The following is a 26,318-nucleotide window of genomic DNA, read 5'->3' as shown; positions in this document are numbered from 1 at the left end:
AACGCCCTTGTCCAAAGGCAAAAAATACAGCAATCCGTTATAGCCGTTATGTTGAAATATGCGCAGGTAGTTTGCCGTCGCGATAGGCCGGAGGACCAAAGATGAAGCCCTTGACCCCGGTAGCAGAAGCACAGGCCAGATTGCTCGGCGCAGCGACGCCGATCACCACAGTCGAGACGGTAAAGCTGGCAGATGCTGACGGTCGCGTTCTCGCCAGCGACATCGCCGCCCGGCTTACCCAGCCGCCGTTTCACTCTTCCGCCATGGACGGTTATGCACTGCGCGCCATAGACGCACCGCGGATCGATTCGCAATTGACCGTGATCGGTACTGCGTCAGCAGGCCATGCCTTCAACGGAAGCGTCGGGGAAGGTCAAGCCGTGCGCATATTCACCGGCGCGCCGGTGCCGGACGGTGCTGATTCCGTTCTCATCCAGGAAGATGCCGACCTATTGGACGGAAATAGAATACGCACGAAGTTCGAAGTCATCCCAGGGAGGCACATCCGCCCGCGCGGTCAGGATTTCATGGAGGGTGAGACTGCTCTGCAAGTGGGCACCGAGCTTACCTTTGCCAATCTAACCCTCGCCGCCGCAATGAACCACGCGGAACTTTGCGTTTATCGCAGGCCCCTCGTCGCAATTCTGGCGACAGGCGACGAACTCGTGCAGCCGGGCGGCAGACCTGAGCCAGCACAGATCATCGCATCAAATACCTTCGGAGTCGCAGCAATTGCCCGAAAGGCGGGGGCAGACGTACTCGATCTTGGTATCGTCGCGGATGACGAGAGAGTGATACGCGCCGCGATCGACAAGGCCGTTGCGGCGAAAGCCGATGTCCTAGTCACCCTCGGCGGCGCTTCGGTTGGCGACCATGACCTTGTGCAGTCCGCGCTAAAGGCACAGGGAATGCATCTCGATTTCTGGCGTATCGCCATGCGCCCGGGAAAGCCACTGATGGTAGGCTCCATTGGCGAGATGCAGGTGCTCGGCCTGCCCGGAAATCCGGTCGCTAGTTTGGTTTGCAGCCTGCTGTTCCTTGAACCGCTCATCACCAAGCTCGGCCACCACGCGCTTTCCTCGCGCGAAATCAAGGTGAAAACTGCAACGCCTCTCAAAGCAAACGATATACGACAGGACTATATCCGCGCCCGCATAATCGGCCACGAAAGTGGTCTGCCTGTAGCCGAAGCCTTCGGCAAACAGGATTCATCTATGATGAAAATCATGGCGCAGGCGGATTGCCTTATTATCCGCCCGCCGTTTGCGAAGGAGTTAGAGGTCGACGAGGAGACCTTGGCAGTGCAGTTGCGGTAATTAAGGCAATAAATTCAAAAATTTGGACGCTGGCATGTGTCTCTCTGTCATCGCCGCGAGCCTTTAGTTCCTGCGAGAGCATTTCACGACGGAATGGTAAATGGTCATAAAGAGAGACTATGGCTTCGAAAAATCAGGATTTTCGCTAAATGGCCCGATTACCGGACCAGAAGATGGCCCACGGCCTCTGATGATCAGCTAGAACAAGTTTCGTTCATCACTTCTCGGATCACCGTCTACTTGATGAGGAGCATAAAGATCACCGCGAGCCTTTCTCCGCCATGGTCGCGCGAGGCTTTGTGGGTTCGTATCGATATCAGTAACAGCAATAGCGGGTATCCCCGTCATAGGGCACTGTATTGCCCACTGACCATCCGGCGAAGCTATGCCTGACGGAACGACCGTGCTTTGGAGGGCGAGCGTGGAAAAGCTGACCCAGTACGTATTACTTGCGGCATGCCCTAATGCTTCTGCTGCAAATGCCTTCGCGTTAGAAGAGCTGTCTCCTGCAGTCGAGAACAGGACGCAATCGACATCAAGGTTTTCGTATTCGACGAAGATTTCTGGATAGTGCACCTCCATGCCCAATGCGCAGCCGAAACGCACACCATCCACTTCAAAAGTCCTAGGGCTTTTGCCAGGAGAGTACATGAACGAAATCTTCGTGTCTGATAACAGGCGCTCATCATAACGTGTCACCAGCTCTCCCCGATCTGAGACAACATACAGGCTGTTGTGCGGTCGGTGCGGTGGGGTGAGCGGATGGACCGAACCAAATATCGTCCAAAGTTTAAGCTCGCCGGCTAGTCTTCTGGTAGCTTCGAGTTCCTCACGCAAAACATTCCATTCGAAGCGCGTCCAATCGGACGGCCCAATTTCTCTTGGTCCGAGTTGGGACATGATCCGTTTATGCGGCCAACAGGTTGTACCTTCGGGGAAATGTAAGAGTCGAGCCCCGGCCTTGTGGGCGTCGCGCATAAGTCTGCGCATCTCAGCTCCACTGGCCTGAAGCGCTGCAACGTTACGTGGATCATCGAACAGGGAGGTTTGGGCAACCGCCATCCTTATTGGACGGATCGTAGTTTCGACCGTAGGTTGGCGGATGTGCTTGAGAGCTGCAGTGTAAGATTCACCGGTTTTGGCAGCGCGGGCACGCACGCGGCGTTTAAGATTTCCATTTTTTGTCATGATCTGACCTTTTGCGTCCCGGACTTAGTTCCCCAGCAACTCATCCGGCACGATCGGACCAAGAAAAAACGGCCTGAGACTGAAGTCCCTTTGCCTCCGATCAAGACCATGCTGGGGAAGGTCGAGGAGGTTGAGCGCAGACCACGCAAACGAAAGACTGTACGCCAAGTGCCGATTCGTCAAGTCGTCGCGAAAATCTTGATTCGCGTTCTCCCAACTCTTGCCACGTCGCATGATAGAGAATGCGGCGGAGGGCAGCAATGTCGGGTTAGCGTAATGAAGACCTTACTAAAAAGGCCGCATCGCTGCGGCCTTTTAATAGTTTATATATTCAACCGATACGGCTCAAACCAACCGGCTCCGCTCCAGCGCCGCTTCGATGAAGCTTGCGAAAAGCGGATGCGGATCGAGCGGGCGGCTCTTGAGTTCCGGGTGGTACTGAACGCCGATGAACCATGGATGATCCGGGTATTCCACCGTTTCCGGCAGAAGACCGTCCGGGGACATGCCGGAGAAGACGAGGCCGCAGTTTTCCAAACGGTCCTTGTATTCCACGTTCACCTCGTAGCGGTGGCGGTGGCGTTCGGAGATATCCGTCGAGCCGTAGATTTCGGCAATCTTGGTGTCTTTCTTGAGCGCGGCCTTGTAAGCGCCAAGGCGCATCGTGCCGCCGAGGTCGCCCTTGGAGTTGCGCGTTTCGAGTTCGTTGCCCTTAACCCATTCGGTCATCAGGCCAACGACAGGTTCCTGAGTCGGGCCGAATTCGGTGGAGGATGCCTTCTCGATGCCTGCAAGGTGACGCGCCGCTTCCACGACGGCCATCTGCATGCCGAAGCAGATGCCGAAATACGGAACCTGACGTTCGCGCGCGAACTGTGCCGCACGGATCTTGCCTTCGGAACCGCGCTCGCCGAAGCCGCCGGGAACCAGAATGGCGTTGACCTTTTCGAGATACGGCGCCGGGTCTTCCTTTTCGAAGACCTCCGACTCGATCCATTCCAGCTTGACCTTCACGCGGTTGGCAATGCCACCGTGATGAAGCGCTTCTATGAGAGATTTATAGGCATCCTTCAGGCCGGTATATTTGCCGACGATTGCGATCGTGACTTCGCCTTCCGGCGTATGGATCCGGTCGCAAACCTCTTCCCACTGCTCCAGACGTGGCTTCGGCGCAGGCTCGATGCCGAATGCTGCCAGAACCTCGTTGTCGAGACCTTCCTTATGGTAAGCCATCGGCACGTCATAGATATTCGCGACATCCAGAGCCTGAATGACAGCGGATTCGCGCACGTTGCAGAACAGTGAAAGCTTGCGGCGTTCCGCATCCGGGATTTCCCGGTCTGCACGCACCAGCAGGATATCAGGGTGGATACCCAGCGCTTGCAACTCCTTGACGGAATGCTGCGTCGGCTTGGTCTTGAGTTCGCCAGCCGCCGGAATGTAAGGCATCAGCGTCAGGTGGACGAAGATCGCCGTGCCGCGTGGCAGGTCGTTTTTCGCCTGACGAATGGCTTCCATAAACGGCATCGCCTCGATGTCGCCCACTGTGCCGCCGATTTCGCAGATGACGAAGTCGTATTCCTCGTTACCCTCAGTCACGAAATTCTTGATTTCGTTGGTGACGTGCGGAATGACCTGAACCGTCGCGCCGAGATAATCGCCGCGGCGTTCCTTATCGATAATGTTCTTGTAAATGCGACCCGTGGTGATGTTGTCGGTCTTGGTTGCGGAACGGCCCGTAAAGCGTTCGTAGTGACCGAGATCGAGGTCCGTCTCCGCGCCGTCGTCTGTTACGAAAACCTCACCGTGCTGGGTGGGGCTCATCGTGCCGGGATCGACATTGAGATAGGGGTCAAGTTTGCGAAGCCGCACCCGATATCCACGGGACTGCAACAACGCTCCGAGTGCTGCGGCCGCAATGCCCTTCCCAAGGGAAGAGACCACGCCGCCTGTGATGAATACATATCGCGCCATGGGATTCACCGGTTACCTTTTTATGATTGATTCCGCCAGCCAAAACTTTGCCTTTCCCCATATTCGTCGTTTGCGAACCTGAAGAGCGACTGACTGGAATGCGAACAAAAGAAAACCGGCAGGCTTTTGGCCTGCCGGAGATTTATGCGTTTGCCTGACTTACTGTCCGGTCGGGACGCCAGTCGAGTTGGCCGGAGCCTGTGGCTGGGCCGGTGCTGGCGTTGCAGCGCCACCTTCAGCCGGTGCTGCTGGCGTCGTCGTTGCCGGAGCCTGCGTCGCAGGCGCCTCGTTGGCAGCGCCGTTCTGAGCAGGAGCCTGACCTGCCGGAGCAGCGGGCGTCGTGGATGCGGGCCCAAGCGTATCCAGAATGCCGTTACCCTGACCCTGCGTTGCCGGAATACGGTCCAGAATATCGGTCGGGCGCGCTTCGTAACGGGTCAGTAGGCCAAGGCCGAGGGATGTCGCGAAGAACAAGGCCGCGAGAATAGCCGTCGTGCGGGTCAGTGCATTGGCCGTACCGCGTGCGGACATGAAGCCCGAACCGCCGCCAATACCGAGGCCACCGCCTTCGGAACGCTGGATCAGCACCACGCCGACAAGCGCCAGCACGATCATGAGGTGAATAACAATCAGTACGTTCTGCATGACAATCCATTCCATGCCCCATCAGGAGCACAATGAAGAAGTTTGCCGCTCTTTACATGAGGCGAAAGCGTATTCCAAGCCCCTGAAAGACGAAAGACGATATCAGGCCGTCAATTGCTCATATGCCGCATAGATGGAAAGGAAGTCGGCTGCTTTCAAGCTCGCGCCACCGATCAGCGCGCCATCGACATTCTCAACGCCCATCAGTTCCTGCGCATTAGATGGCTTCACCGAGCCGCCATAGAGAATGCGCATGCCCTTGCCTTCCGTACCGAAGCGCTTGACCAACTCTTCGCGCATGAAAGCGTGCGCTTCCTTCACGTCTTCGACAGTCGGCGTCAGGCCGGTTCCAATGGCCCAGACAGGCTCATAGGCAATCACGGTGTTTGCAGCAGCCGCCTCATCCGGCACGGAACCGGCAAGCTGGCGCTTGAGAATATCCAGCGTCTGGCCGGACTTGCGCTCATCCGCAGTCTCACCGATGCAGATGATGGCAACCAGATCGGCAGCATAGGCAGCAGTCGCCTTCGCCTTAACCAGATGATCGGTTTCGGCATGGTCCGTGCGGCGCTCGGAATGGCCGACGATGACGTGGGTGCCGAAGCAATCCGCGATCATTTCAGCCGAGATATCGCCGGTATGCGCACCGGATGCGTTCTGGTGGCAATCCTGCGCGCCGATCTTCAGCGAGCTGTCTTCGCAAAGAGCAGTCGCAACATAAAGCAGCGTCGAGGGCGGGCAGACCAGCGTTTCCACCTTGTCCGCAAGCGGTCCCTTCACCCCTTCGGCCATCGCCTTGATCTGATCAAGCGAAGCGCGCGTTCCGTTCATCTTCCAGTTTCCAGCGACGAGCGGGCGTACATCAGGGGTCATCTGCTATTCCATTCCTCTTTGCGTGTAAAAGTGCCTGTCACGGCAGTTCATGCATGTCATAATAGACAGCGAAATGAATTGGTACTTAAAAGCAAGGTTTTGGTTCAAAACTTTGGTTAAATTCACGTCATTTCGCTACATTTGCATTGCGTAGAAGCAAGTTTATAGCTCAACGAGACAGAATCCAGTTCAAAGCCGCCCGCCAGTCCGTCATGCGAACTGGCGTTCCGTGGGTGCCAGTCTCATAAAGCGTGAAGCGCGTGGGCACGCCTGTCTTCAGCAACCCTCGAAACATCGCCGCCTGCTGATCCGCCGAATAGACCTTGTCCACACTGCCATGGGTGAACCACACCGGCTTCTTCGCCTTGATGAAAGCGCTCTTCGGAAAATCCGGATCGACCGCACCGCCGAGGATCGCCACGCCCTTGAGGTTGGCGGCGGCCTGCGCATCGCGGCTGATACCGTAGCAGATGAAGCTGCCCATGGATGCGCAGGTGAGAATGACGGGACGCCCGCCGGATTTCGCCTTCGCATCGGCAATCAGTGCGGCAACATCCGCCACGCCGTTCTGGTCGAAGCTGCGCACGCTCGGCGCATAATAGGTGCCGCCATTGTTGACGGCGAGGTTTTTCAGGCGGTTGAAATTGCCGCCGAAGGTGTAGTCGTTCATGCCAAGCCTGCGGTCCCCGCCCCGGCCATGAATGAAAATGACGGTAAAGGCCTGACTAGATGCTGGGCCGACGCGCCCCACCTCGATCGCCCTGCCCTCGGCAGAAATGGTCTCCATCGCCTGAAATTTCTTTGGCCCGAGATCGACATATTCCCGTTTCACGCGCCGCTCTGGTGTCTCATCCCGCCCGTTGATATCGCGCATTTCCTGGTAATCCATGACCTGCGAAGCGCCGCCATCACCAGTGGAAAGCACGGTCTGCTCGGAAAACAGGTCGTCCTTGAATGGCTTCAACGGGCCGCCTGTGCTTTGGGCGGAAGCGGGCAGCGTTGCAACAGAGAGGCAGAAAAGAGTACAAAAGGTGAAGATAGCTGTGGACATGCCTTGAGGAACCGTTTCATTTGCGCCACAAGTCTTGCCATCCGGGCCGCTGCGACGCAATCCTTGAAGGTAAAGCGTAAGCCGATTATGCCTGCTCGAGTAAGCTGACACCTGTACCGGCGTCCCATCATGCCTGCTCGCATGGACAAAATCTGGGCGACAATCTGATTGAACTGGACACAATGGACGATAGCAACGATCTTTTCTCCGGCATTCCCGCAGCTGCCCGCGCTGAAGCGGAGCCACGAGAAGCCGCACCCGCTGCCAAGCCCGCAGCGCCAGCCGCAAATGTGAACGCGCAGCCAAAACCGGCTCCCGCGCCTGTTGCTGCGTCCGGTGAAGAATATGGCGCGTCCTCCATTCGCGTTCTCGAAGGGCTGGAGCCCGTGCGCATGCGTCCCGGCATGTATATTGGCGGCACGGATGAGAAGGCGCTGCATCACCTTTTTGCCGAAGTCATCGATAACTCCATGGACGAGGCCGTTGCGGGCCACGCCAACTTTATCGAAGTGCATCTGGATACTGAAGGCTTTCTGACGGTCAGCGATAACGGTCGTGGTATTCCTGTGGAAAACCATCCTCAGGTGCCTGGCAAGTCCACGCTCGAAGTCATCATGACCAAGCTGCACGCAGGCGGAAAGTTCGATGGCAAAGCCTACGAGACGTCGGGCGGTCTGCACGGCGTCGGTGTGTCGGTCGTCAACGCGCTTTCGGACGTTCTGGAAGTGGAAGTTGCCCGTAACCGTAAACTCTATCGCCAGCGCTTTTCTCGCGGCATTCCGCAAGGTCCGCTGGAAGAGCTGGGCGATGTTCATAATCGCCGCGGAACGCGTGTGCGCTTCCACCCAGATGCGCAGATTTTCGGTGAGCACGCCAAGTTCGAAGCCGCGCGCATTTTCCGCATGGCGCGCTCGAAAGCCTATCTCTTCGGCGGCGTTGAAATTCGCTGGAGCTGCGATCCCGGCGTCGTGCCTGCGGGCGGAGAAATTCCTGAAAAGGCAGTTTTCCACTTCCCCGGCGGCCTGAAGGACTATCTGTCCGCGACGCTTGGCAAGGACTTCACCGTCACCCGCGAAATCTTTTCCGGTCGCACCGAAAAGACCGGCGGCCACGGTGCGTTGGAATGGGCTGTGACGTGGTATGGCGGCGATGCCCAACTGCATTCCTATTGTAACACCATCCCGACCCCCGAAGGCGGCACGCATGAGGCCGGTCTGCGTATCGCGCTGACGAAGGGTTTGAAAAATTACGCCGAATTGACGCAAAACAAGCGCGCCCGGGAAATCACGACTGACGACGTGATGATTTCGGCGGTCGGTATGCTGTCCGTTTTCATTCGCGAGCCGGAATTCGTCGGCCAGACCAAGGACAAGCTGGCAACCGTCGAGGCTCAGCGCATCGTTGAAAACGCGCTTCGCGATCCTTTCGATCATTATCTCGCGGGCAACCCGAACGAAGCGGCAAAGCTTCTTGATTGGGTTATCGAACGTTGCGAAGAGCGCCTTCGTCGCCGCAAGGAAAAGGAAGTCAACCGCAAAACCGCCGTGCGCAAGCTGCGCCTCCCCGGCAAACTGGCGGATTGTTCTCAGAACACGGCGGAAGGTGCGGAGCTTTTCATCGTCGAGGGCGATTCGGCTGGTGGTTCTGCCAAGCAGGCGCGCAACCGCGCAAACCAGGCCATTCTACCGTTGCGCGGTAAAATCCTGAACGTCGGAAGTGCCAGCCGCGAAAAGCTGTCTGCAAATCAGCAGATCGCCGATCTTATTCAGGCGCTCGGCTGCGGCACGCGTACGAAGTATCGCGAAGAGGATTTGCGGTACGACCGCATCATCATCATGACCGATGCTGACGTGGACGGCGCGCACATTGCATCTCTGCTCATTACATTTTTCTACCAGGAAATGCCGGAACTTGTCCGTGGCAGCCACCTCTATCTGGCTGTTCCGCCGCTATACAAGATCACGCAGGGCTCCAAATCCGCTTACGCGCGCGACGATAATCACCGCGCCGAGTTGATGGAGACCGAATTCAAAGGGCGCGGAAAGATAGAGATCAGCCGTTTCAAAGGCCTTGGCGAAATGCTGCCCGCTCAGTTGAAGGAAACGACGATGGATCCATCCAAGCGCACGCTGCTGCGCGTGGAGATCGATGACGTGGACTTTGAAGGAACGCGTGAGGCCGTTGATAACCTGATGGGCACGAAAGCCGATGCACGCTTCCGCTTCATTCAGGACCGCGCGGCCTTTGCTGAAAATCTCGATATTTAATCAACCGCGATCTGAAACTCCGTTACGCCCGGTGACGGAGAGAACCATAACGGCCTTTTTCCATGAAACATGTTCTCTCGATCCAGTCCCATGTCGCATATGGCTACGTCGGCAATCGCGCCGCCACCTTTCCATTGCAGCGACTCGGTCACGAAGTCACTGTCATCAACACGGTGCAGTTTTCCAACCATACCGGTTATGGAAAATGGACGGGCGATGTGTTTTCCGCAAAGCATATCGATGAGCTTGTAAGTGGACTGGCCGATCTCGGCGTACTGGGTGAGATCGATGGCCTTCTCACCGGTTACCTCGGCGACCCTGAAGTCGGCAACGCGATACTTGCTCTACGTGAACGTTTACCCGCCGGGGTGCGCTGGCTTTGCGATCCGGTGATGGGAGATGTCGGACGCGGCTTTTTCGTGCGTCCAGGCATTCCGGAATTTTTCAAAGATAGTGCCCTGCCCCGTGCAGACATCATCACGCCAAACCAGTTCGAATTGGAGTATCTGACAGGTCGCCAGATTACTTCGCTGGAAGATGCTCGCAACGCGTGCCGAATTGCCCACGACATGGGACCGGACATCGTTCTTCTTACATCGCTGATCCATGAAAATACGCACAGCGACGAGATCCAGATGCTCGCCTCGTCCAAGTCCGGCGAGCAGTTCCTAGTCACCACGCCCCGCCTGCCTCTAGACCCGGCACCCAATGGCGCAGGCGACTGTACCTCAGCCCTCTTCCTTGGGCATATTCTGGCTGGCGAGACGCTGGACAACGCGCTTTCTAAAACCGCTTCCAGCATCTTCGCACTGTTTCAGGAAACACTTGCGGTAGGACGGCGGGAGCTTCACATCATAGCGGCACAAGACCATTTTGTTCGCCCCGCACCTAGAGAGATCGTGAAGCTGTGACGCTTTCCATATGATATTAATCAGACGCCGTGATGCTGCAAAGGCAAACGTCACTAGCGGGCAAGCAATACCGTCAGGCCAGAAGCCCCAGTCCGAATTGCGCATCATACAGGCGGCTATACGGCCCCCTTGCCTCAAGAAGCTGCTGGTGATTTCCGGTTTCCACGATGCCGCTTTCATCCACGACGACAATGCGCGATGCATCGCGTATCGTTGCGAGACGGTGTGCGATGACGAGCGTGGTCCGCCCCCTGGCAAGTTCGCCGAGCGACTGCTGGATGGCACGTTCGGTTTCGGTATCCAGCGCCGAGGTCGCTTCATCCAGAATGAGTATAGGTGGATTCTTCAGGAACATGCGGGCGATTGCGAGGCGCTGCTTCTGGCCACCGGAAAGCTTTACTCCCCGTTCGCCGATCACGGTATCCATACCATCCGGCATTTCTTCGATGACCTTATCCAGCCGCGCACGCCGTGCGGCGTCCCAAATATCGACATCGCTTGCGCCGAGACGTCCGTATTCGATGTTTTCGCGAACAGTACCGCCGAACAGGAATACGTCCTGTTGCACGATGCCGATCTGGCTTCGCAACGACGCCAACGTCATTCTGCGAATGTCGATGCCATCAATCGTAATCTCCCCGCCCGTCACTTCGTAGAAACGCGGCAGGAGTGAGCAGAGCGTGGTCTTACCCGCACCGGACGGCCCCACGAAGGCAATGGTTTCTCCCGCTCCAATATTCAGGTTGATATTTCGCAGAACCTGCTTTCCATCACTGTAACCGAAGCTCACGCCATTGTAGCTGATATCACCGCGAAGCGGCGGGACATCTATAGCGTCCGGCGCATCGGCAATATCTGGCGCGGTATCGATCAATTCGGTGAAACGGCGAAAACCAGCAATGCCCTTGGGATAGGTTTCAATGACGGAATTGATCTTCTCGATAGGACGGAAGAACACATTGACGAGCAGAAGAAAACTGACGAATCCGCCATTTGTCAGATTGCCATGCAAGACGAGCCAGGCGCCGCAGATCATGATGATCATCTGAGTTAGGCGCATGCTCATATAGCTTAGCGACGTGCTGGCCGTCATGATCTTGTAGGCATCAAGCTTGGTGCGGCGGTATTGCTGATTGTCCTTATCGAACAGCGCGCGCTCATGATCCTCGTTTGCAAAAGCCTGGACGACGCGCATACCCCCGACATTCTCTTCGATGCGGGCATTGAAGGCACCCACGCGACCGTAGAGAGCGCGGAAATTGTTCGTCATGCGGCTGCCGTAACGGCTTGTCACCCATGCCGTGAGCGGCACGATGGCAGCAGTGATCAGCGCCAGCGGCACGTTGATCGAAAGCATCAGCAAGAACGCTCCGATGAACGTCATGATGGCAATGAACAGGTCCTCCGGTCCATGGTGAGCCACCTCACCTATTTCCTCCAAATCCTTTGTCAGGCGACCGACGAGATGGCCGGTTTTCTGATTGTCGAAGAATCGGAAGGAAAGCTTTTGCAGATGATCGAAGGCCAGGCGGCGCATGTCGGTTTCGATATTGATGCCGAGCATATGTCCCCAATAGGTGACAGTCGCCATCAAGCCGGTGTTGAGGATGTAGATGAACAGCAGTCCGATTGAGGCAGCGAGAATAATCGGCCAGTCTGATGCGGGCAGCAGCACATCGACAAACAGCTTTACCGCCATGGGAAAACCCAGTTCGAGCAAGCCGGATATGACCGCGCACGAAAAATCGAGAACGAAAAGTCCACGGTAGGGCTGATAGTAAGCGAAGAAGCGGCGCAGCATGATTGAAGTCCAGACGACGTCTCGAAACCGATACGGTTGTAAAAGTGGTTCCCAACTCTCACATTTGTGTCAGAAGTCCAAGACACGTTGCGTTATTTTTACCAAAATCCTCCAATATGTCCTCTCATGAACATAAAAGCGAAATGCCGGTGGAATATGTTGCGCCCGGTCTCTCATCTATGACAGTGTGAAACGGCAATCGGGGAATGCGAAAGAGAAATACTGTGAGTAAAGCAGACAATTATCAGTCAGGTGGCGAACCCCGGTGGCTTGGCCCGGCCACACCCGCCAGAATCGCACTTGTGCCATCTATTTCAGCGGCGCGCTGGCTACTGGTTCTGATTGTCGCAGCTGGTATCTATTTCTTCTACGGTTTCCTCGTACCGGTTCTGGCAGCGCTGGTTATCGGCTTCGCCAGCTGGCCGATATATCGTGAGTTACTGCGCCGCGTCGGCGGCAATACCACCGTCGGCGCAACGGTCGCGCTGCTTCTCATCATCACATTTCTGATCGTTCCAATCGTCATTGCGGCTTCATATACCGCAAGCGAAATCCGTGAATGGTTTGGCTGGGCTGTAGACGTCAACAACACCGGTGCTCCGGTTCCGGAATGGATCGCCGGGCTTCCGGGTGTCGGCGTCTGGATGAGCGAACAGTGGACCCGCTACATCGGCACTCCGGGCGCAATCGGCGAGGTCATACAACTCATCAGCGGTGCGAATATCGGCAATATCTATCGTGCTATCGTGGCTGCCGGTAATGGCGCCTTCCACCTCGTTCTCACGTTACTGTTCATGCTGATCGCGCTGTTCTTTGTCTACAGAAACGGAGTGGGATTCGCGCGACAAGTAGACCTCATCGGCGAACGTATTCTCCCCACCCGTTGGGAGCGTATTTCCCGCGTCGTACCTGCCACGATCAGCTCCACGGTCACTGGCATGACGCTGATTGCCATTGGCGAGGGCATCATTCTAGGCATTGCCTACTGGATCGCCGGCGTTCCATCACCCGTAACGCTCGGCGTCCTGACGGGCGTCATGGCTCTCATTCCCGGCGGCGCTCCTCTCTCCTTTACGCTGGTCTCTCTTTATCTGCTCGCCAGCGGCAACCCAGCGGCTGGCATTGGGCTTTTCGTATGGGGCTCCGTAGAGCTTTTCATCGTCGATAAGACCATCCGCCCGCGTCTCGTGGGTGGACCGATCAAGCTGCCATTCCTACCCACATTCTTCGGCCTCGTCGGTGGTGTAAAGACGATGGGCTTTCTCGGCCTTTTCATCGGTCCCGTGTTGATGGCGCTACTGGTGGCCGTTTGGCGGGAATGGGTGCGCGAGGCCGAGTTAACGAACGTCGAAGCAGAGGCAATCGATGAGCCTCTGATCGAACAAGCGGAGCAAGCACAGCCCTTGAGAAAGACTGCGACGTAAGGCGCACCCTTTCCGGTTTTGGCAAGATCAGAGCTTGAGTTCCATGAACATGCTGAGCGGATCGTGCTTGTAGGGCGCAAACGGCTCTATCTCTACGAAGTCTGCCTTGCGATAAAGGCTGATCGCTTCCGGTTGGCTTATACCAGTTTCCAGACGTATCGCGGAGAGCCTGAGTTCATTTCCACGATCTACCAGCGTCTCCATCATCCTCTTTCCAATCTTGAGACCACGCGCCTCGGGATCGACGAACATACGCTTGATCTCTGCCGTTCCATCACCTGCCTCTACCAGCGCACAGCAACCGACAACCCTGCCTTCGTGTCTTGCGACGAAGAACGACACACCAACCTTTTCCAAGGTATCGATGTCGACCATGTGATTGCTCTCGGCGGGATATAGCGATGCCATATACTCATTGGACATTTCCATAAGACGGGCGATTTCAGGCTGACGCGGAGACTCAAGGCGAATGTGAACTGACATGCGAAATCCAATATTTTTCTGAGGGCGAGCTTCGTCGCAATAAGACTGCAATTCTGTAAGAGATCTTTGTTTGTAAGATCATTTTCAAGTCAGAGGCAACCATCGCGTAATGAGAACCGCACTTGTTTTGATGACTATTCTCGGTTGCGACGACAGCGCCACTGATTGCCAGCACGTCGCTACGCTGCAACAGCGCTGGACAAGCATAGAACTATGCGACGCCGAGTCCGAAAAACAGCTCGGAAACTTCGCCAACGCTTCATACCCGGTTGTCGTGGCCGTGTGCCAGACACCTGAAACGCAGACAGCAACGCAGAATGATGAAACTGTCAGCTCGCAGGCGGCAGCGCAGCAAAGCGAACAGCAGGAAGAGGAAACGCTAACGCAGCGTGCGATTGGCCGTGTTCGGAAAATTCTGCCCTCTACTGAAGGCGTCAAGCAGGTGTTGGGAAAACCGGTTCGAATAGTCGAAGATAGTTATTCGTGGATCGCCAGGCGCTTTTCAGACTAGGAATCAGGCTGCGTCAGCAACCAGATCCGTTGCCAGAGTGCGGGCGCGATTGCGCTGTTCGGCAATGTGCAGCCTCTCTACCATCGACAGGATTTCCTGAAGCGTTCCATCACACTCGACAGGTGAAAATCTCCGGATCAACTTTGCCGTAACTTGGCTGACCGCGCCGCCATAAGGAATATCGGCAGCACCGCGCCACAACAGCGTCGCCTCCATGAAAACCTCTAGCACGACACCGAAGATGCCCGCGGATTGATAAAGCGCTTTCACTGCATGTTGCCGACCCGTGGCAAGAATCGAGCGCACTCGCGGCTCATCGAGGCCGGACAGATTAGATATGGCTTCAGCAAAGAAATCCAGCTTACCGAGGCAAAGCACATGCATCAAAAATGCAGGTGTAAGCGCACTCTGTTGGCGAAGATGTTCAACGAGAACCGGTGCCTCCGTACCACGGACCTCGCCAGCGATCAGCGTCGTCGCAGCGTCTGACGCCTCACGAACAAGGCGTTGTGCACGGGCTGGTGCGATGACGTGAAACACGATGCCAGCCATCTCTAGCGCAGCACCAACCTCAAGCACCAGAGCATGCCGGACATCCGCTGGCAGCTCGTGGTGATCCAGCAAAAGACTTCGAATACCGGGGATGGTCGAAAAACGCTGAGCAATTCGTCGCAGGGTGAAAGGCGTTACCGTCACGAAACGGTTTTCAAGAAGGATTGAAATTTCGCACTCTTCGCCGACTTCCGCCAATGCAGCGCAAATGCCGGGTGTAAGGCCTGGCCGCGCAGCCACCATTGCGCGGGCAATCGGGCCGCCTCTTCCGACCAACTCCACCAGATCCGCCTCACGTAGGACCGGTGAGTTGAGAATCACCGGACACGCGATTTCCGGCTGGTCCTCAGCTAGCGCAATAATGATTGCGCGCGGTGCATCGGCAGCGTGAGCAAGCGATTCCGCGAGAGCCAATCGAACTTTGGGCGATGGATCATCCAGCAGGCAGGTCATCGCAGCATAGGCACTGGCATGCCGATCTTCCGGCAGGGACGCTTGCAGATAAGCCTGCCCCAGCGCCTTTGCAGCCTTTGCCCTGTCGCTGGACCCTGCTTTTTCAGACCAACGGAGAAACGCCTGAACGATCACCCTGCACCCCATGAACCATGTCATACCCCTTAAGCGGTCATCGGAAAGCCTGAGACTCAACGACTGCGCTTAAGAAGCAACCTAGGGGCAAATAGTTTACGTTTGGTTCACCATATTCATTAACCAGCGAGCGAACTCACGCCTTGGGGCGCGCAAGCTGGAATACATCGGCGCTGCCATCGGCATAGTCCATGTAACCCATGCGGGCCACGGGCTGCGCCAAAGACATATCGATACGACCATCGCGGATGATCGCTTCATCGATATGAATTCCAACAACCTGGCCGAATATCACCCAGGAGTCGGCCAGGTTGCCGTCAATGTCTGTTGGCTGGACGATCTGTGTCACCCGGCATTCAAGCGCTGCCAGCGCCTCTCCTACATAAGGCGCATCGACGACCTCGCCCGGCTTGGCGGTAAGCCCAGCCAGAGCGAATTCGTCCACGCCATAGTCAACAGGAGCGGATGACGCATTCATCCGATCGACAAGGTGTCGGCTGACAAGGCTGGCGGTAAAAACGCCTGTTTCCCGGACATTGCGCAGGCTGTCTTTCTGACCGCTGGACGAAAACATCACAAGCTTAGGCTTGTCCGCGATCGCGTTGAAGAAGGAGTAAGGTGAAAGGTTTAGCGTGCCGTCTTTTCCTTTCGATCCAATCCAGCCAATCGGTCGCGGGGAGACGATCGCCTTGAATGGATCATGCGCCATGCCATGCCCATTTGTATCGGTGGTGTAGAACATTACGCCTCACCGACCCATGTCACGACATCTCCAAGCTCTGGGCGTGGACGCTCGACTGCCGGGAAGGTCGTCGAGCCGATATGGATGAAACCGGCTATCTTCTCGTCCGGCTCGACTCCCAGCGTGGGGAAGAATTTCTCATCGAACGCAAGCCATTCCGTCAGCCAGTTTGCAGCATATCCATGCGCGTTTGCGGCGATGAGCATATTGAGGCACACGGCCCCTGCCGACATGACCTGCTCCCACTCTGGAATTTTCACATGCGGCGCAGCGGTGCTGATGACGGCGACGACGATAGGGGCGCGGGTGAAGCGTGTGCGTTCCACTTCCTGCATTTCAGCGCTGAGATCAGGCGTCTTCTCCAGCGCACGTTTCAGCGCAGCTTCTCCCAACCGAAGCCGCTCTTCACCGCGATAGACGATGAAGCGCCATGGAGCGAGTTTACCGTGATCGGGCACGCGAACTGTCAGTCGCAGAATTTCCTCAAGCTCTGCCTTTTCCGGTCCCGGCTCCGCCAACTGAATAGCAGGGGTAGAGCGGCGGATGTTCAAATAGTCGATGAGCTTGATATCGTTTTTCATGGTTGAACGTTCCATACGCATAAATGTGAAAACTAGGGCCTTGAAATAGCCATGCGGTTCGGATTGAAGTGGTCCCAGAAAATCAAGAAGTCAATCCGGTTCACAGAAATGACGTCCATGAAAATCGCGGCAGGCTTATGTGTGGCGCTCGTTTCGTCCGCCCTATGCCATGGCACCGCGCTTTCACAAGACGCATTCAAGGATTTCAAGCAGCTTGGCGGCACCCCCAAAATGCCCAAGCTCAACGCGTTTTCTGCCCCCCTTTCAATGGATGCGCCAACAAATCCAGCCCGTGACGTCACCATGGAAGCTAAACTGACGAATGATGGCGCCCCCATGATGGAAGGACTTTCATGGCGCGTGTTCAGTCCCATTCCCGGCCCTGATGGCAAGCTGCCGATGCTGGCGAGCTCTGATGGCGGCTCTGCCGAGTTTCATCTTGCCCCTGGAGATTATTTCGTAAACGTCGCTTTCGGACGCGCGGGAGTGACCAAAAAACTCAGCGTTCCAGCCAATGGCAAAATCGAAAAGCAGGTCCTGATCCTCGACGCGGGTGGCTTCGTGCTGAATGCCGTCGCGGGTAATGAGCGCCAGATACCGTCCAGCCAGCTGAAATTTTCCATTTACTCCGCAGACGCCAATGAAGGCGGCGAGCGGCGTCTGGTGATGGCTGATGTGAAGGCGAACACGGTCGTTCGGCTGAATGCCGGAACGTACCACGTCGTGTCCGATTACGGTGGCGTCAACGCGGTCGTAAGAGCAGATATTCAGGTCGAAGCCGGAAAGCTGACGGAGGCTACGCTTCAACATCACGCAGCACAGGTGACGCTGAAGCTCGTTTCTGAACATGGTGGGGAGGCAATCGCCGATACTGCCTGGTCCGTTTTGACGGGCTCCGGTGACGTGGTCAGTGAAAGCGTCAGTGCTTTTTCCACCATGGTGCTTGCCGATGGCGAATACACCGCCATCGCCAGAAACAAGGAAAAGGTCTACCAGCGAAGCTTCAAGGTCACATCGGGGCAGGACGCAGATGTCGAGGTGCTGATGAAAGACCAGGCGCCAGAGGAAGCGGCAGGAGATTTCGAATAATTCTCTCGGCAATCTGGCGATAGGCGAGAGATGTTTGAAGGCGGATCACGGTCTCCCGCCAGTAGAAGCTACTGCATCCACCCTCAGTTCACAGCTCAATGACCATGCTCAGAGACCGCCATGGCCTCTGAGTAATCCCGCATGCTTTTAAGCGCTGGCAGCGGCTTCGCGTTGCTTAGCAAGCGTTGCCAGATCAGCAGCTTTCAATTCCACCGATTCGCCGCAGCCACAAGCGGAGGTCTGATTTGGATTGATAAAGGTAAAGCCGGAGCGCATTTTCGTGACTTCGAAATCCATTTGCGTACCCAGCAGATAAAGAACCGCAGATGGCTCAACCCATACCTTGGCGCCAGAGAATTCGATCAGATCGTCTTTGATTGAAGGCTCTGTTACGAGGTCAATGGTGTACTCCATGCCCGCACAGCCGCCCTTCTTGATGCCGACGCGTACGCCCTTGGCATCCGGGCCGGAATTTTCGACGATTGCTTTGACTCGCGACGCTGCGGCCTCGGTCATGGTCATCACTGCAAAGCCCATGGGCTCATTCTCCTTAAACAATCGGGTTCAAGGCCCGATGCTTCATGGAATCAAATCTAGTCGTAGCAGAAGACATCATCAAGAGATGACGCCTGTCAAAATCACGGCAGCCTTAGTACCAGCCGACAGCGACCTGGGCCTCTTCCGACATGCGGTCAGGGGTCCATGGCGGATCGAAGGTCATCTCAACGGTGACGCCGGAAACACCTTCCACGGCACCCACGGCATTTTCGACCCAGCCCGGCATTTCACCCGCAACGGGACAACCGGGCGCAGTGAGCGTCATCACGATCTTGACCATGCGGTCATCTTCGATATCGATCTTGTAGACTAGGCCAAGCTCGAAGATATCGGCGGGAATCTCCGGATCATAGACCGTCTTTAGCGCTGCAATCACGTCGTCGCTGAGCCGCGCAAGCTCGTCCGGCTTGATGCTGGAGGCCTTGGCAGGCGTAGGGGCGGCATCCGGTGCGGACACCTCGGCTGCATCTGGAAGCTTTTCAGTTGTATCTGTCGTCATGGTCCTGATCCTCAGTTCGATCTCAGGCGAAGAATTTGCGGGCGTAGTCCAGCGCTTCGGCCAGTGCATCCACTTCCGCACGCGTATTGTAAAGCCCGAAGGATGCTCGGCATGTGGAGGTAACGCCGAAACGTTTCAAGAGCGGCATGGCGCAATGGGTGCCTGCGCGCACTGCAACGCCACGACGGTCGATCACCATCGAAACATCGTGCGCGTGGATGCCCTCAAGCTCAAAGGAAAAGATGCCACCCTTATCCGGTGCATTGCCGATGATGCGCAGCGAGTTGATGTCGCGCAGACGCTCGGCCGCATAGGCAGCTAGATCGGCTTCATGCGCGGCAATCGCGGCGCGACCGAGATTATCCATATAATCCAGTGCATAGCCAAGGCCGATGGCCTGCACGATGGGCGGTGTGCCCGCCTCGAAGCGATGCGGCGGCTCGTTATAAGTAATCTCGTCTTCGGACACGTCGAGGATCATCTCGCCGCCACCCTGAAACGGTCGCATCTCACGCAGCCGGTCAGCCTTGCCGTAAAGCACGCCGATGCCCGAGGGGCCGTAGAGCTTATGGCCGGTCATCACATACCAGTCGCAATCGATATCGCGCACATCCACCGGCATGTGTACGGCACCTTGAGAGCCATCGATCAGCACCGGAATGCCACGCTCATGCGCGATACGGCAAATTTCCTTGACCGGCACGATGGTGCCGAGCGCATTGGACATATGCGTGATGGCAACGAGCTTTGTACGCTCCGTCAGGCTTTTCTCGAACGCCTCAATGTGGAACGTACCCTCATCATCCACCGGCACCCATACCAGCTTCGCACCCTGACGTTCACGAATGAAATGCCATGGCACGATGTTGGAGTGGTGCTCCATAATCGAGATGACGATCTCGTCGCCTTCGCCGATATTGGGCATGCCATAACCGTAAGCGACCGTGTTGATCGCCTCGGTGGAGGACTTGGTGAAGACGATTTCGTCTACCGAACCGGCATTCAGAAAGCGGCGCACCTTTTCGCGGGACGCCTCATAGGCATCGGTCGCGGCATTGGAGAGAAAATGCAGGCCGCGGTGGACGTTGGCATATTCGTTTGCATAAGCATTCGAAATAGCATCGATGACCACCTGCGGCTTTTGTGCGGACGCGCCGTTATCAAGATAGACCAGCGGCTTGCCATAGACCTCGCGCGAAAGGATCGGAAAATCCTTCCGCACGGCTTCGATGTCATAAGGGGCCACGGTGGCGGCGCGTTCGCTATGATCAGGCATGATGTTCCAGCCAGTCGGAGATGATACCCTCCAGCGCTTCTACAAGCGTTTCTTCTTCAAGCTCTTCAACGATCTCATCGACGAAAGCATTGACCAGCATTGCCCGCGCCTTCGCACGCGGCACGCCACGCGCCATCAGGTAATAGAGGTGAGTATCGCTGATATCGGCAACCGTCGCACCATGGCCGCACTGAACGTCATCTGCGAAGATCTCAAGCTCGGGCTTTGCCGAAAACTCGCCGTCGTCAGACATCAGAAGTGTGTTGCAGGCCATCTTGGCGTCGGTCTTCTGGGCATCGGGCGCAACCCGGATCATACCCTGGAAGATGCCCTTGGCGCGGTCGAACACCACGTTGCGGAAGACTTCCGTCGAGGTAGTGTTCGGCACGTTGTGGCCGAGAACCATGGTCACGTCCGTATGCGTTTCGCCTCCAAGAAGGTTGACGCCGCGAACGGAGAGGTCGGTCCCCTCACCTTCCACATCGATGCGCAGTTCCTGGCGAACCAGCTTGCCACCGGCGTTGATGATGAACAGCCGAAGCTTCGCTTCCGCACCCAGCTTGATGCGAAGCTGCGAAAGGTGGATATCGGCAACACCCTGCTGTTGCAGGATGATGTAAAGCGCATCTGCGCCGTCCTGAACCTCGATGTCACTGACATGAGATACGAGGGCGGCTTCCTCAGCCACAGACAGGTGGCGCTCGATAACCGTCGCCTTGGAACCCTTGCCGAAACGCACCGGCGAGCGGCTGTGAACCTGACCAGCGCCGTGGATCGCCTGAAGCTCAAGCGGCTGCTCGAACTCGGCACCATCCGGCACTGCAACGGCAAAACCATCGCGCACGAAGCTGCCGTTCAGGCGGCCGATCATATCGTGCTTGTCAGCGGCCATAAGCGCAGGTGCCGCCGTGCCATCCAGCAGGCTTTCGGCATAGCTGGTGATTTCGAAATTCTCGATCTGCGCATCCGCAGCCCTGCCGTGCAGCAGGTAAACCACCTGCGATCCGGAAACAGCGGCAGCACGTTTTTCGATAACCGGTGCGGAAGCATCCTCAGGGATGCTGCGCAGCAGGCTTTTCATATCGGTGTAGTGCCAAGCCTCGATGCGACGCGTCGGAAGACCGGCGGTCTTCAGATCATCGAACAGCACGTCACGCGCGGCAACCACATCGCCATTGCCCGGCAACTCGCTGAACTTGGCCGTGAAGGCTTCCACCAGTGCGGTTTCCGCAGGTGTCAGCCGGTTGGTCGTTTGAATGTTCATGGACATCACCTCCTGGCCCTAAACTTAGGCCGCTTCACCGATGATGTCGGCGTAACCGTTGTTTTCCAGCTCCAGCGCAAGCGCCTTGTCGCCGGAGCGGATGATCTTGCCCTTGTAAAGAACATGAACGCTATCCGGCACGATGTAGTCGAGCAGGCGCTGATAGTGGGTGATGACGATGGTGGCGCGGTCAGGAGACTTCAGCGCATTGACGCCATCGGCCACGATCTTCAGTGCATCGATGTCGAGGCCGGAATCGGTTTCGTCAAGTACACAAAGCTTCGGTCCCAGCAGAGCCATCTGCAGGATTTCCGCACGCTTCTTCTCACCGCCGGAGAAGCCGACGTTCAGCGGACGCTTCAGCATGTCCATATCGATCTTCAGATCGCCAGCAGCTTCCTTGACGCGCTTGATAAAATCAGGCGTCGTCAGTTCGGACTCGCCGCGTGCCTTGCGCTGCTCGTTCATCGCAACCTTCAGGAACTGCATGGTCGCAACGCCGGGGATTTCGACCGGATACTGGAATGCGAGGAAAACGCCCTTCGCCGCACGCTCGGCAGCGTCCAGTTCTAGAATGCTTTCGCCATTATACAGAATGTCGCCGGAGGTGACTTCGTAGTCTTCACGGCCCGACAGAATGTAGGACAGCGTGGACTTGCCAGAACCGTTAGGCCCCATGATAGCCGCCACTTCCCCAGCCGCAACCTTCAGGTTCAGACCCTTGATGATCTCGGTTTCAGTATCGGCGATCTTTGCGTGCAGGTCGATGATTTCAAGCATTTTTTAGTTCCTATCCGTAGTGCGGTTTCAAGGACCGCCTCGTAAGCCGTGCTACCGGCTCATCTCAACATTTGCATCCGTCATCCTCGGGCTTGTCCCGAGGATCCAGTCGGTCAATTCAATTTGCACGTCGCGTCAATGGATCCTCGGGTCAAGCCCGAGGACGACGCCGAGCGAGGGGTTAGCCCACAGAACCTTCCAGCGAAATCCCGATCAGCTTCTGCGCTTCGACCGCAAATTCCATCGGCAGTTCCTGAATGACTTCCTTGACGAAGCCGTTGACGATCAGTGCGATCGCGGCTTCTTCGGGGATGCCGCGTTGCAGGCAGTAGAACAGCTGGTCCTCGGAAATCTTGGACGTCGTGGCTTCGTGCTCGAAGTGCGCTGACGAGTTCTTGGCTTCGATGTAAGGCACGGTGTGCGCGCCGCATTTGTCGCCGATCAGCAAGCTGTCGCACTGCGTGAAGTTACGGGCGTTGGTCGCCTTGCGGTGCGCCGAAACCTGACCGCGATAAACGTTTTCCGAGAAGCCGGCGGCGATGCCCTTGGCGATGATGCGGCTCGACGTGTTCTTGCCGAGGTGGATCATCTTGGTGCCGGAATCGACCTGCTGGTAACCGTTGGAAACGGCAATCGAGTAGAACTCGCCACGGCTGTCATCGCCGCGCAGAATGCAGGATGGGTACTTCCAGGTAATGGCGGAGCCGGTTTCGACCTGCGTCCAGGAAATCTTCGAGCGGTCGCCACGGCAATCGCCGCGCTTGGTCACGAAGTTATAGATACCGCCCTTGCCTTCCTTATCGCCCGGATACCAGTTCTGGACGGTGGAATATTTGATCTCGGCATCATCAAGCGCAACGAGTTCGACAACGGCAGCGTGAAGCTGGTTCTCATCGCGCTGGGGTGCGGTGCAGCCTTCGAGATAAGAGACGTAGGCACCCTCTTCCGCGATGATCAGCGTGCGCTCGAACTGGCCCGTGTTCTTCTCATTGATGCGGAAATAGGTGGAAAGCTCCATCGGGCAGCGAACGCCCTTCGGAATGAAGACGAAGGAGCCATCGGTGAAGACGGCGGAGTTCAGCGTCGCATAGAAGTTGTCGGTCGTCGGAACGACGGAGCCGAGATACTTCTTCACAAGCTCAGGATGCTCGCGCACGGCTTCGGAGATGGACATGAAAATCACGCCCGCCTTCTTCAGCTCTTCCTTGAAGGTGGTAACGACGGAAACCGAGTCGAACACGGCATCGACGGCAACCTTGCGCGTCTGCACGCCGGCCAGAATTTCCTGTTCCTTCAGCGGAATGCCGAGCTTTTCGTAGACCTTCAGAAGCTCGGGATCGACTTCGTCCAGAGACTTCGGACCTGGCGTGCTCTTAGGCGCGGCATAATAATAGAGATCGTTGAAGTCGATCTTCGGGTAGTTGACGCGCGCCCATGTGGGCTCTTCCATCGTCAGCCAGCGCTGATAGGCCTCAAGACGCCATTCCAGCAGCCATTCCGGCTCCTGCTTCTTGGCGGAAATGAAACGGATCACATCTTCCGACAGGCCCTTGGGCGCCTTGTCGACTTCGATCTGCGTTTCGAAACCATATTTATACTGGTCCACATCGATCTGGCGAACCTGATCGATCGTTTCCTGAACCGCTGCCATTTTCGTTCTCCAATCTCGCCGGATACAAGGTCCGGTGGCTTGTCAACGTATCAAGACGGAAAAGCCGCCTTCATTCGCGCTTCACATAAATGCGAGAGGCTTTGGAAGCCAGCGCTTTTATGCGTTAATTTAGGATCGGGTTGGCGCTTTTCACACCGCACCGCAAGCGGAATCTTTGACATTCCGCAATTTAATCGCCGCCCTTTCAGGCTGCCTGACCGGAAAGCTTCCGCCGCCCGGCAATCTTCGCGAAGGCCTGAATGGCCTTTTCAATATCATTCTCAGTGGTGGCGTGACCGAGCGATATGCGCAGCGCGCCAAGCTTCGGATCATGCCCCATGGCCGTCAGTACATGGCTTTCGCCCACCTTGCCGGACGAACAGGCCGAACCGGCGGACAGCGCAACACCTTCGATATCGAAAGCAATCTGCCCCGTTTCAGACTTCAGGCCCGGCAGGGTGAAAAAGGTGGTATTCGCAACGCGTTGAACATCGGCACCATGGATAATGACGTCAGGTGCCGCAGCCCGCATCGCATTCTCAAGCTGCACCCGCAGTCCCGCCAAACGCTCGCCTTCCGCATCCAGCCTCTGTGCCGCTTCTGTTGCAGCAACGCCAAAGCCAAGAATGGCAAGCGTGTTTTCCGTGCCGGAGCGATGCCCTTTCTCCTGACCACCGCCATGGATCAAAGGCTTCGGCATCATCACTTCGCCGCGCGAAATCAAGGCACCCACGCCCTTCGGGCCACCGATCTTGTGCGAGGAGACGATCAGGAAATCAGCCCCAATCGCCTCGATATCGACGGGAATACGCCCAACCGCCTGCACGGCATCAACAACCATTAACCCGCCAGCGGCGTGAACGAGCTTTGCTGCCTCTTCCACTGGCTGGATAACGCCGGTCTCGTTATTCACGAGCATCACCGCCACCATCGGCAGCCCGCTTGCCGCATCATGCCTAGCAAGCAGGGCTTCCAAAGCCGTGAGATCAACAAGTCCCTGATGCGTGACAGGCACTTCCGTCACATTCAAACGCTCGAAGCGACCGCCTTCGCGAAGTGCGGGATGTTCGATGGCCGAAACGTAGAGATGGCCGATATTTAGGGAAGCACGGCCCATTTTAAAGAGCGGCGAAAGCACCAGATTGGCCGCTTCCGTCGCACCGCTGGTGAAGACGACGTGCGACGCCTGCGCACCGACCAGAGCCGCAACATCGCGACGCGCTGATTCTATAGCGGCACGGACAGCGCGCCCTTCCTTGTGAACGGAGGACGGATTGCCTGATAAATCCAGAGCAGAAACAAGCGCATCACGGACGGATGGCAACAGCGGCGCTGTCGCGTTCCAGTCCATATATGTGCGTGTCGTCATGCTCATGGCGCAAAAGCTGCCTTTATCCGGGTCATTCGCGCGTGAAAGCGCATTTTCCTTGAAATTTCCGTCGCCCTTGCCTTATGACACACCCAACTGTGCTGAAGGCACGCAAAGTTTCGAATAATTCTAAACTGGGTTTTAGAAAAGCTGACCATCCGCGTCAAGTCTTCTTGCGCATGGAAAGCGGTCAGAAACAGAAAAACCGACCGGAGTACCAATGCCCGAAGTCATTTTTAACGGCCCTGCGGGTCGCCTCGAAGGCCGTTACCAGCCCTCCAAGGAAAAAAGCGCACCGATCGCGATCATCCTTCATCCGCACCCGCAGTTCGGCGGCACGATGAACAACCAGATCGTCTACCAGCTCTTCTACATGTTCCAGAAGCGCGGCTTTACGACACTGCGTTTCAACTTCCGCTCCATCGGCCGCAGCCAGGGCGAGTTCGACCACGGTGCCGGTGAGCTTTCCGACGCTGCTTCCGCGCTGGACTGGGTACAGAGCCTGCATCCGGATTCGAAGAGCTGTTGGGTCGCCGGTTACTCCTTCGGCGCATGGATCGGCATGCAGCTTTTGATGCGCCGCCCGGAAATCGAAGGCTTCATGTCGATTGCGCCGCAGCCGAACACCTACGACTTCTCCTTCCTCGCCCCCTGCCCGTCTTCCGGCCTCATCATCAACGGTGATTCCGACAAGGTGGCGCCCGAAAAGGATGTGAACGGTCTGGTGGAAAAGCTGAAGACCCAAAAGGGCATCCTGATCACCCACCGCACCCTCCCCGGTGCCAACCACTTCTTCTCCGGCAAGGTGGACGAGCTGATGAACGAATGCGGCGACTATCTGGACCGCCGTTTGAACGGTGAACTGGTGCCGGAACCGGCTGCCAAGCGCATTCGGTAATTGAATTTGACGGCTGCCTCTGGCAGC

Annotated in this window: 24 protein-coding genes; 7 read left to right on the top strand and 17 right to left on the bottom strand. The window is 56.7% G+C overall.

The window, feature by feature from the left end:
* Positions 1 to 101: 101 nt before the first annotated feature.
* Entirely contained in the window at positions 102 to 1,316 is a 1,215-nt protein-coding gene (glp, locus tag G6L28_RS06640) for a gephyrin-like molybdotransferase Glp (RefSeq protein ID WP_174062999.1), read from the top strand.
* Positions 1,317 to 1,514: 198 nt separating this feature from the next.
* On the opposite strand, the gene G6L28_RS06635 is transcribed toward glp, so the two are convergent.
* The 5 genes from G6L28_RS06635 to G6L28_RS06615 form a co-directional block, all read right to left on the bottom strand.
* Complete coding sequence (locus G6L28_RS06635) at positions 1,515 to 2,504, bottom strand: carbon-nitrogen hydrolase family protein (protein WP_174062998.1); 990 nt, start codon at positions 2,502 to 2,504, stop codon at positions 1,515 to 1,517.
* A gap of 345 nt (positions 2,505 to 2,849) precedes the next feature.
* Positions 2,850 to 4,478, bottom strand: coding sequence for a CTP synthase (locus G6L28_RS06630; RefSeq protein WP_174062997.1), 1,629 nt, complete (start codon positions 4,476 to 4,478; stop codon positions 2,850 to 2,852).
* Between the two features lie 159 nt (positions 4,479 to 4,637).
* Positions 4,638 to 5,123 (bottom strand): preprotein translocase subunit SecG, encoded by a 486-nt coding sequence (gene secG, locus G6L28_RS06625; RefSeq protein WP_174062996.1) that lies wholly within the window; start codon positions 5,121 to 5,123, stop codon positions 4,638 to 4,640.
* A gap of 102 nt (positions 5,124 to 5,225) precedes the next feature.
* A complete protein-coding gene (tpiA, locus tag G6L28_RS06620; RefSeq protein ID WP_174062995.1) occupies positions 5,226 to 5,996 on the bottom strand; it encodes a triose-phosphate isomerase in 771 nt (256 codons plus the stop codon).
* A 169-nt stretch (positions 5,997 to 6,165) separates the two neighbouring features.
* A complete protein-coding gene (locus tag G6L28_RS06615) occupies positions 6,166 to 7,047 on the bottom strand; it encodes an alpha/beta fold hydrolase (protein ID WP_174062994.1) in 882 nt (293 codons plus the stop codon).
* A 182-nt stretch (positions 7,048 to 7,229) separates the two neighbouring features.
* On the opposite strand from G6L28_RS06615, the gene parE reads away from it, so the two are divergent.
* Together parE and pdxY are read left to right on the top strand one after the other, a co-directional pair.
* Positions 7,230 to 9,314, top strand: a complete 2,085-nt coding sequence (gene parE / locus G6L28_RS06610; protein WP_174062993.1) for a DNA topoisomerase IV subunit B — start codon at positions 7,230 to 7,232, stop codon at positions 9,312 to 9,314.
* A 62-nt stretch (positions 9,315 to 9,376) separates the two neighbouring features.
* Positions 9,377 to 10,225, top strand: a complete 849-nt coding sequence (gene pdxY, locus G6L28_RS06605) for a pyridoxal kinase PdxY (RefSeq protein WP_174062992.1) — start codon at positions 9,377 to 9,379, stop codon at positions 10,223 to 10,225.
* Between the two features lie 73 nt (positions 10,226 to 10,298).
* On the opposite strand, the gene G6L28_RS06600 is transcribed toward pdxY, so the two are convergent.
* Entirely contained in the window at positions 10,299 to 12,026 is a 1,728-nt protein-coding gene (locus tag G6L28_RS06600) for an ABC transporter ATP-binding protein (RefSeq protein WP_174062991.1), read from the bottom strand.
* Between the two features lie 224 nt (positions 12,027 to 12,250).
* Between G6L28_RS06600 and G6L28_RS06595 the strand changes: the two genes are divergently transcribed.
* Positions 12,251 to 13,450, top strand: coding sequence for an AI-2E family transporter (locus tag G6L28_RS06595; RefSeq protein ID WP_174062990.1), 1,200 nt, complete (start codon positions 12,251 to 12,253; stop codon positions 13,448 to 13,450).
* Positions 13,451 to 13,477: 27 nt separating this feature from the next.
* Here G6L28_RS06595 and G6L28_RS06590 read toward each other — a convergent pair whose 3' ends face one another.
* Positions 13,478 to 13,933, bottom strand: coding sequence for a GNAT family N-acetyltransferase (locus G6L28_RS06590; RefSeq protein ID WP_174062989.1), 456 nt, complete (start codon positions 13,931 to 13,933; stop codon positions 13,478 to 13,480).
* Between the two features lie 109 nt (positions 13,934 to 14,042).
* On the opposite strand from G6L28_RS06590, the gene G6L28_RS06585 reads away from it, so the two are divergent.
* Complete coding sequence (locus G6L28_RS06585; protein ID WP_174062988.1) at positions 14,043 to 14,444, top strand: hypothetical protein; 402 nt, start codon at positions 14,043 to 14,045, stop codon at positions 14,442 to 14,444.
* Positions 14,445 to 14,447: 3 nt separating this feature from the next.
* On the opposite strand, the gene G6L28_RS06580 is transcribed toward G6L28_RS06585, so the two are convergent.
* The 3 genes from G6L28_RS06580 to G6L28_RS06570 all read right to left on the bottom strand — a co-directional run bounded on the left by G6L28_RS06580 (position 14,448) and on the right by G6L28_RS06570 (position 16,907).
* A complete protein-coding gene (locus G6L28_RS06580) occupies positions 14,448 to 15,596 on the bottom strand; it encodes a DUF2336 domain-containing protein (RefSeq protein WP_174062987.1) in 1,149 nt (382 codons plus the stop codon).
* 124 nt (positions 15,597 to 15,720) lie between these two features.
* On the bottom strand, positions 15,721 to 16,326 hold the full coding sequence (locus G6L28_RS06575) for a flavin reductase family protein (RefSeq protein ID WP_174062986.1): 606 nt from the start codon (positions 16,324 to 16,326) through the stop codon (positions 15,721 to 15,723).
* A complete protein-coding gene (locus G6L28_RS06570) occupies positions 16,326 to 16,907 on the bottom strand; it encodes a nitroreductase family protein (protein WP_174062985.1) in 582 nt (193 codons plus the stop codon). Before G6L28_RS06570 ends, G6L28_RS06575 begins: the two co-directional genes overlap by 1 nt.
* A 108-nt stretch (positions 16,908 to 17,015) precedes the next feature.
* Here G6L28_RS06570 and G6L28_RS06565 point away from each other — a divergent pair, with 108 nt between their 5' ends.
* Positions 17,016 to 17,996, top strand: coding sequence for a hypothetical protein (locus tag G6L28_RS06565; protein WP_174062984.1), 981 nt, complete (start codon positions 17,016 to 17,018; stop codon positions 17,994 to 17,996).
* Between the two features lie 147 nt (positions 17,997 to 18,143).
* Here G6L28_RS06565 and sufA read toward each other — a convergent pair whose 3' ends face one another.
* The 7 genes from sufA to G6L28_RS06530 form a co-directional block, all read right to left on the bottom strand.
* Positions 18,144 to 18,533 carry a Fe-S cluster assembly scaffold SufA gene (gene sufA / locus G6L28_RS06560; RefSeq protein ID WP_174062983.1) on the bottom strand — a complete coding sequence of 130 codons (390 nt, stop codon included), beginning with the start codon at positions 18,531 to 18,533 and terminating at the stop codon, positions 18,144 to 18,146.
* Positions 18,534 to 18,645: 112 nt separating this feature from the next.
* Positions 18,646 to 19,053, bottom strand: coding sequence for an SUF system Fe-S cluster assembly protein (locus tag G6L28_RS06555; RefSeq protein ID WP_174062982.1), 408 nt, complete (start codon positions 19,051 to 19,053; stop codon positions 18,646 to 18,648).
* A 22-nt stretch (positions 19,054 to 19,075) separates the two neighbouring features.
* Positions 19,076 to 20,329, bottom strand: a complete 1,254-nt coding sequence (locus G6L28_RS06550) for a cysteine desulfurase (RefSeq protein ID WP_174062981.1) — start codon at positions 20,327 to 20,329, stop codon at positions 19,076 to 19,078.
* Complete coding sequence (gene sufD, locus G6L28_RS06545; RefSeq protein ID WP_174062980.1) at positions 20,322 to 21,593, bottom strand: Fe-S cluster assembly protein SufD; 1,272 nt, start codon at positions 21,591 to 21,593, stop codon at positions 20,322 to 20,324. Before sufD ends, G6L28_RS06550 begins: the two co-directional genes overlap by 8 nt.
* A gap of 24 nt (positions 21,594 to 21,617) precedes the next feature.
* Positions 21,618 to 22,373: a Fe-S cluster assembly ATPase SufC gene (gene sufC, locus G6L28_RS06540; RefSeq protein ID WP_174062979.1), complete on the bottom strand. Its 756-nt coding sequence runs from the start codon at positions 22,371 to 22,373 to the stop codon at positions 21,618 to 21,620.
* Between the two features lie 181 nt (positions 22,374 to 22,554).
* Complete coding sequence (gene sufB / locus G6L28_RS06535) at positions 22,555 to 24,024, bottom strand: Fe-S cluster assembly protein SufB (RefSeq protein WP_174062978.1); 1,470 nt, start codon at positions 24,022 to 24,024, stop codon at positions 22,555 to 22,557.
* A 205-nt stretch (positions 24,025 to 24,229) separates the two neighbouring features.
* On the bottom strand, positions 24,230 to 25,399 hold the full coding sequence (locus G6L28_RS06530; RefSeq protein WP_174062977.1) for a cysteine desulfurase family protein: 1,170 nt from the start codon (positions 25,397 to 25,399) through the stop codon (positions 24,230 to 24,232).
* Positions 25,400 to 25,613: 214 nt separating this feature from the next.
* Between G6L28_RS06530 and G6L28_RS06525 the strand changes: the two genes are divergently transcribed.
* Positions 25,614 to 26,291 carry an alpha/beta hydrolase gene (locus G6L28_RS06525; RefSeq protein WP_174062976.1) on the top strand — a complete coding sequence of 226 codons (678 nt, stop codon included), beginning with the start codon at positions 25,614 to 25,616 and terminating at the stop codon, positions 26,289 to 26,291.
* Positions 26,292 to 26,318: the final 27 nt, after the last annotated feature.

Origin of the sequence: Agrobacterium larrymoorei (assembly GCF_013322225.1) — a bacterium.
Lineage (GTDB): Bacteria > Pseudomonadota > Alphaproteobacteria > Rhizobiales > Rhizobiaceae > Agrobacterium > Agrobacterium larrymoorei_A.
The sequence above is the reverse complement of the archived record's forward strand: the minus strand, read 5'-3'. Positions and strand labels throughout refer to the sequence as shown.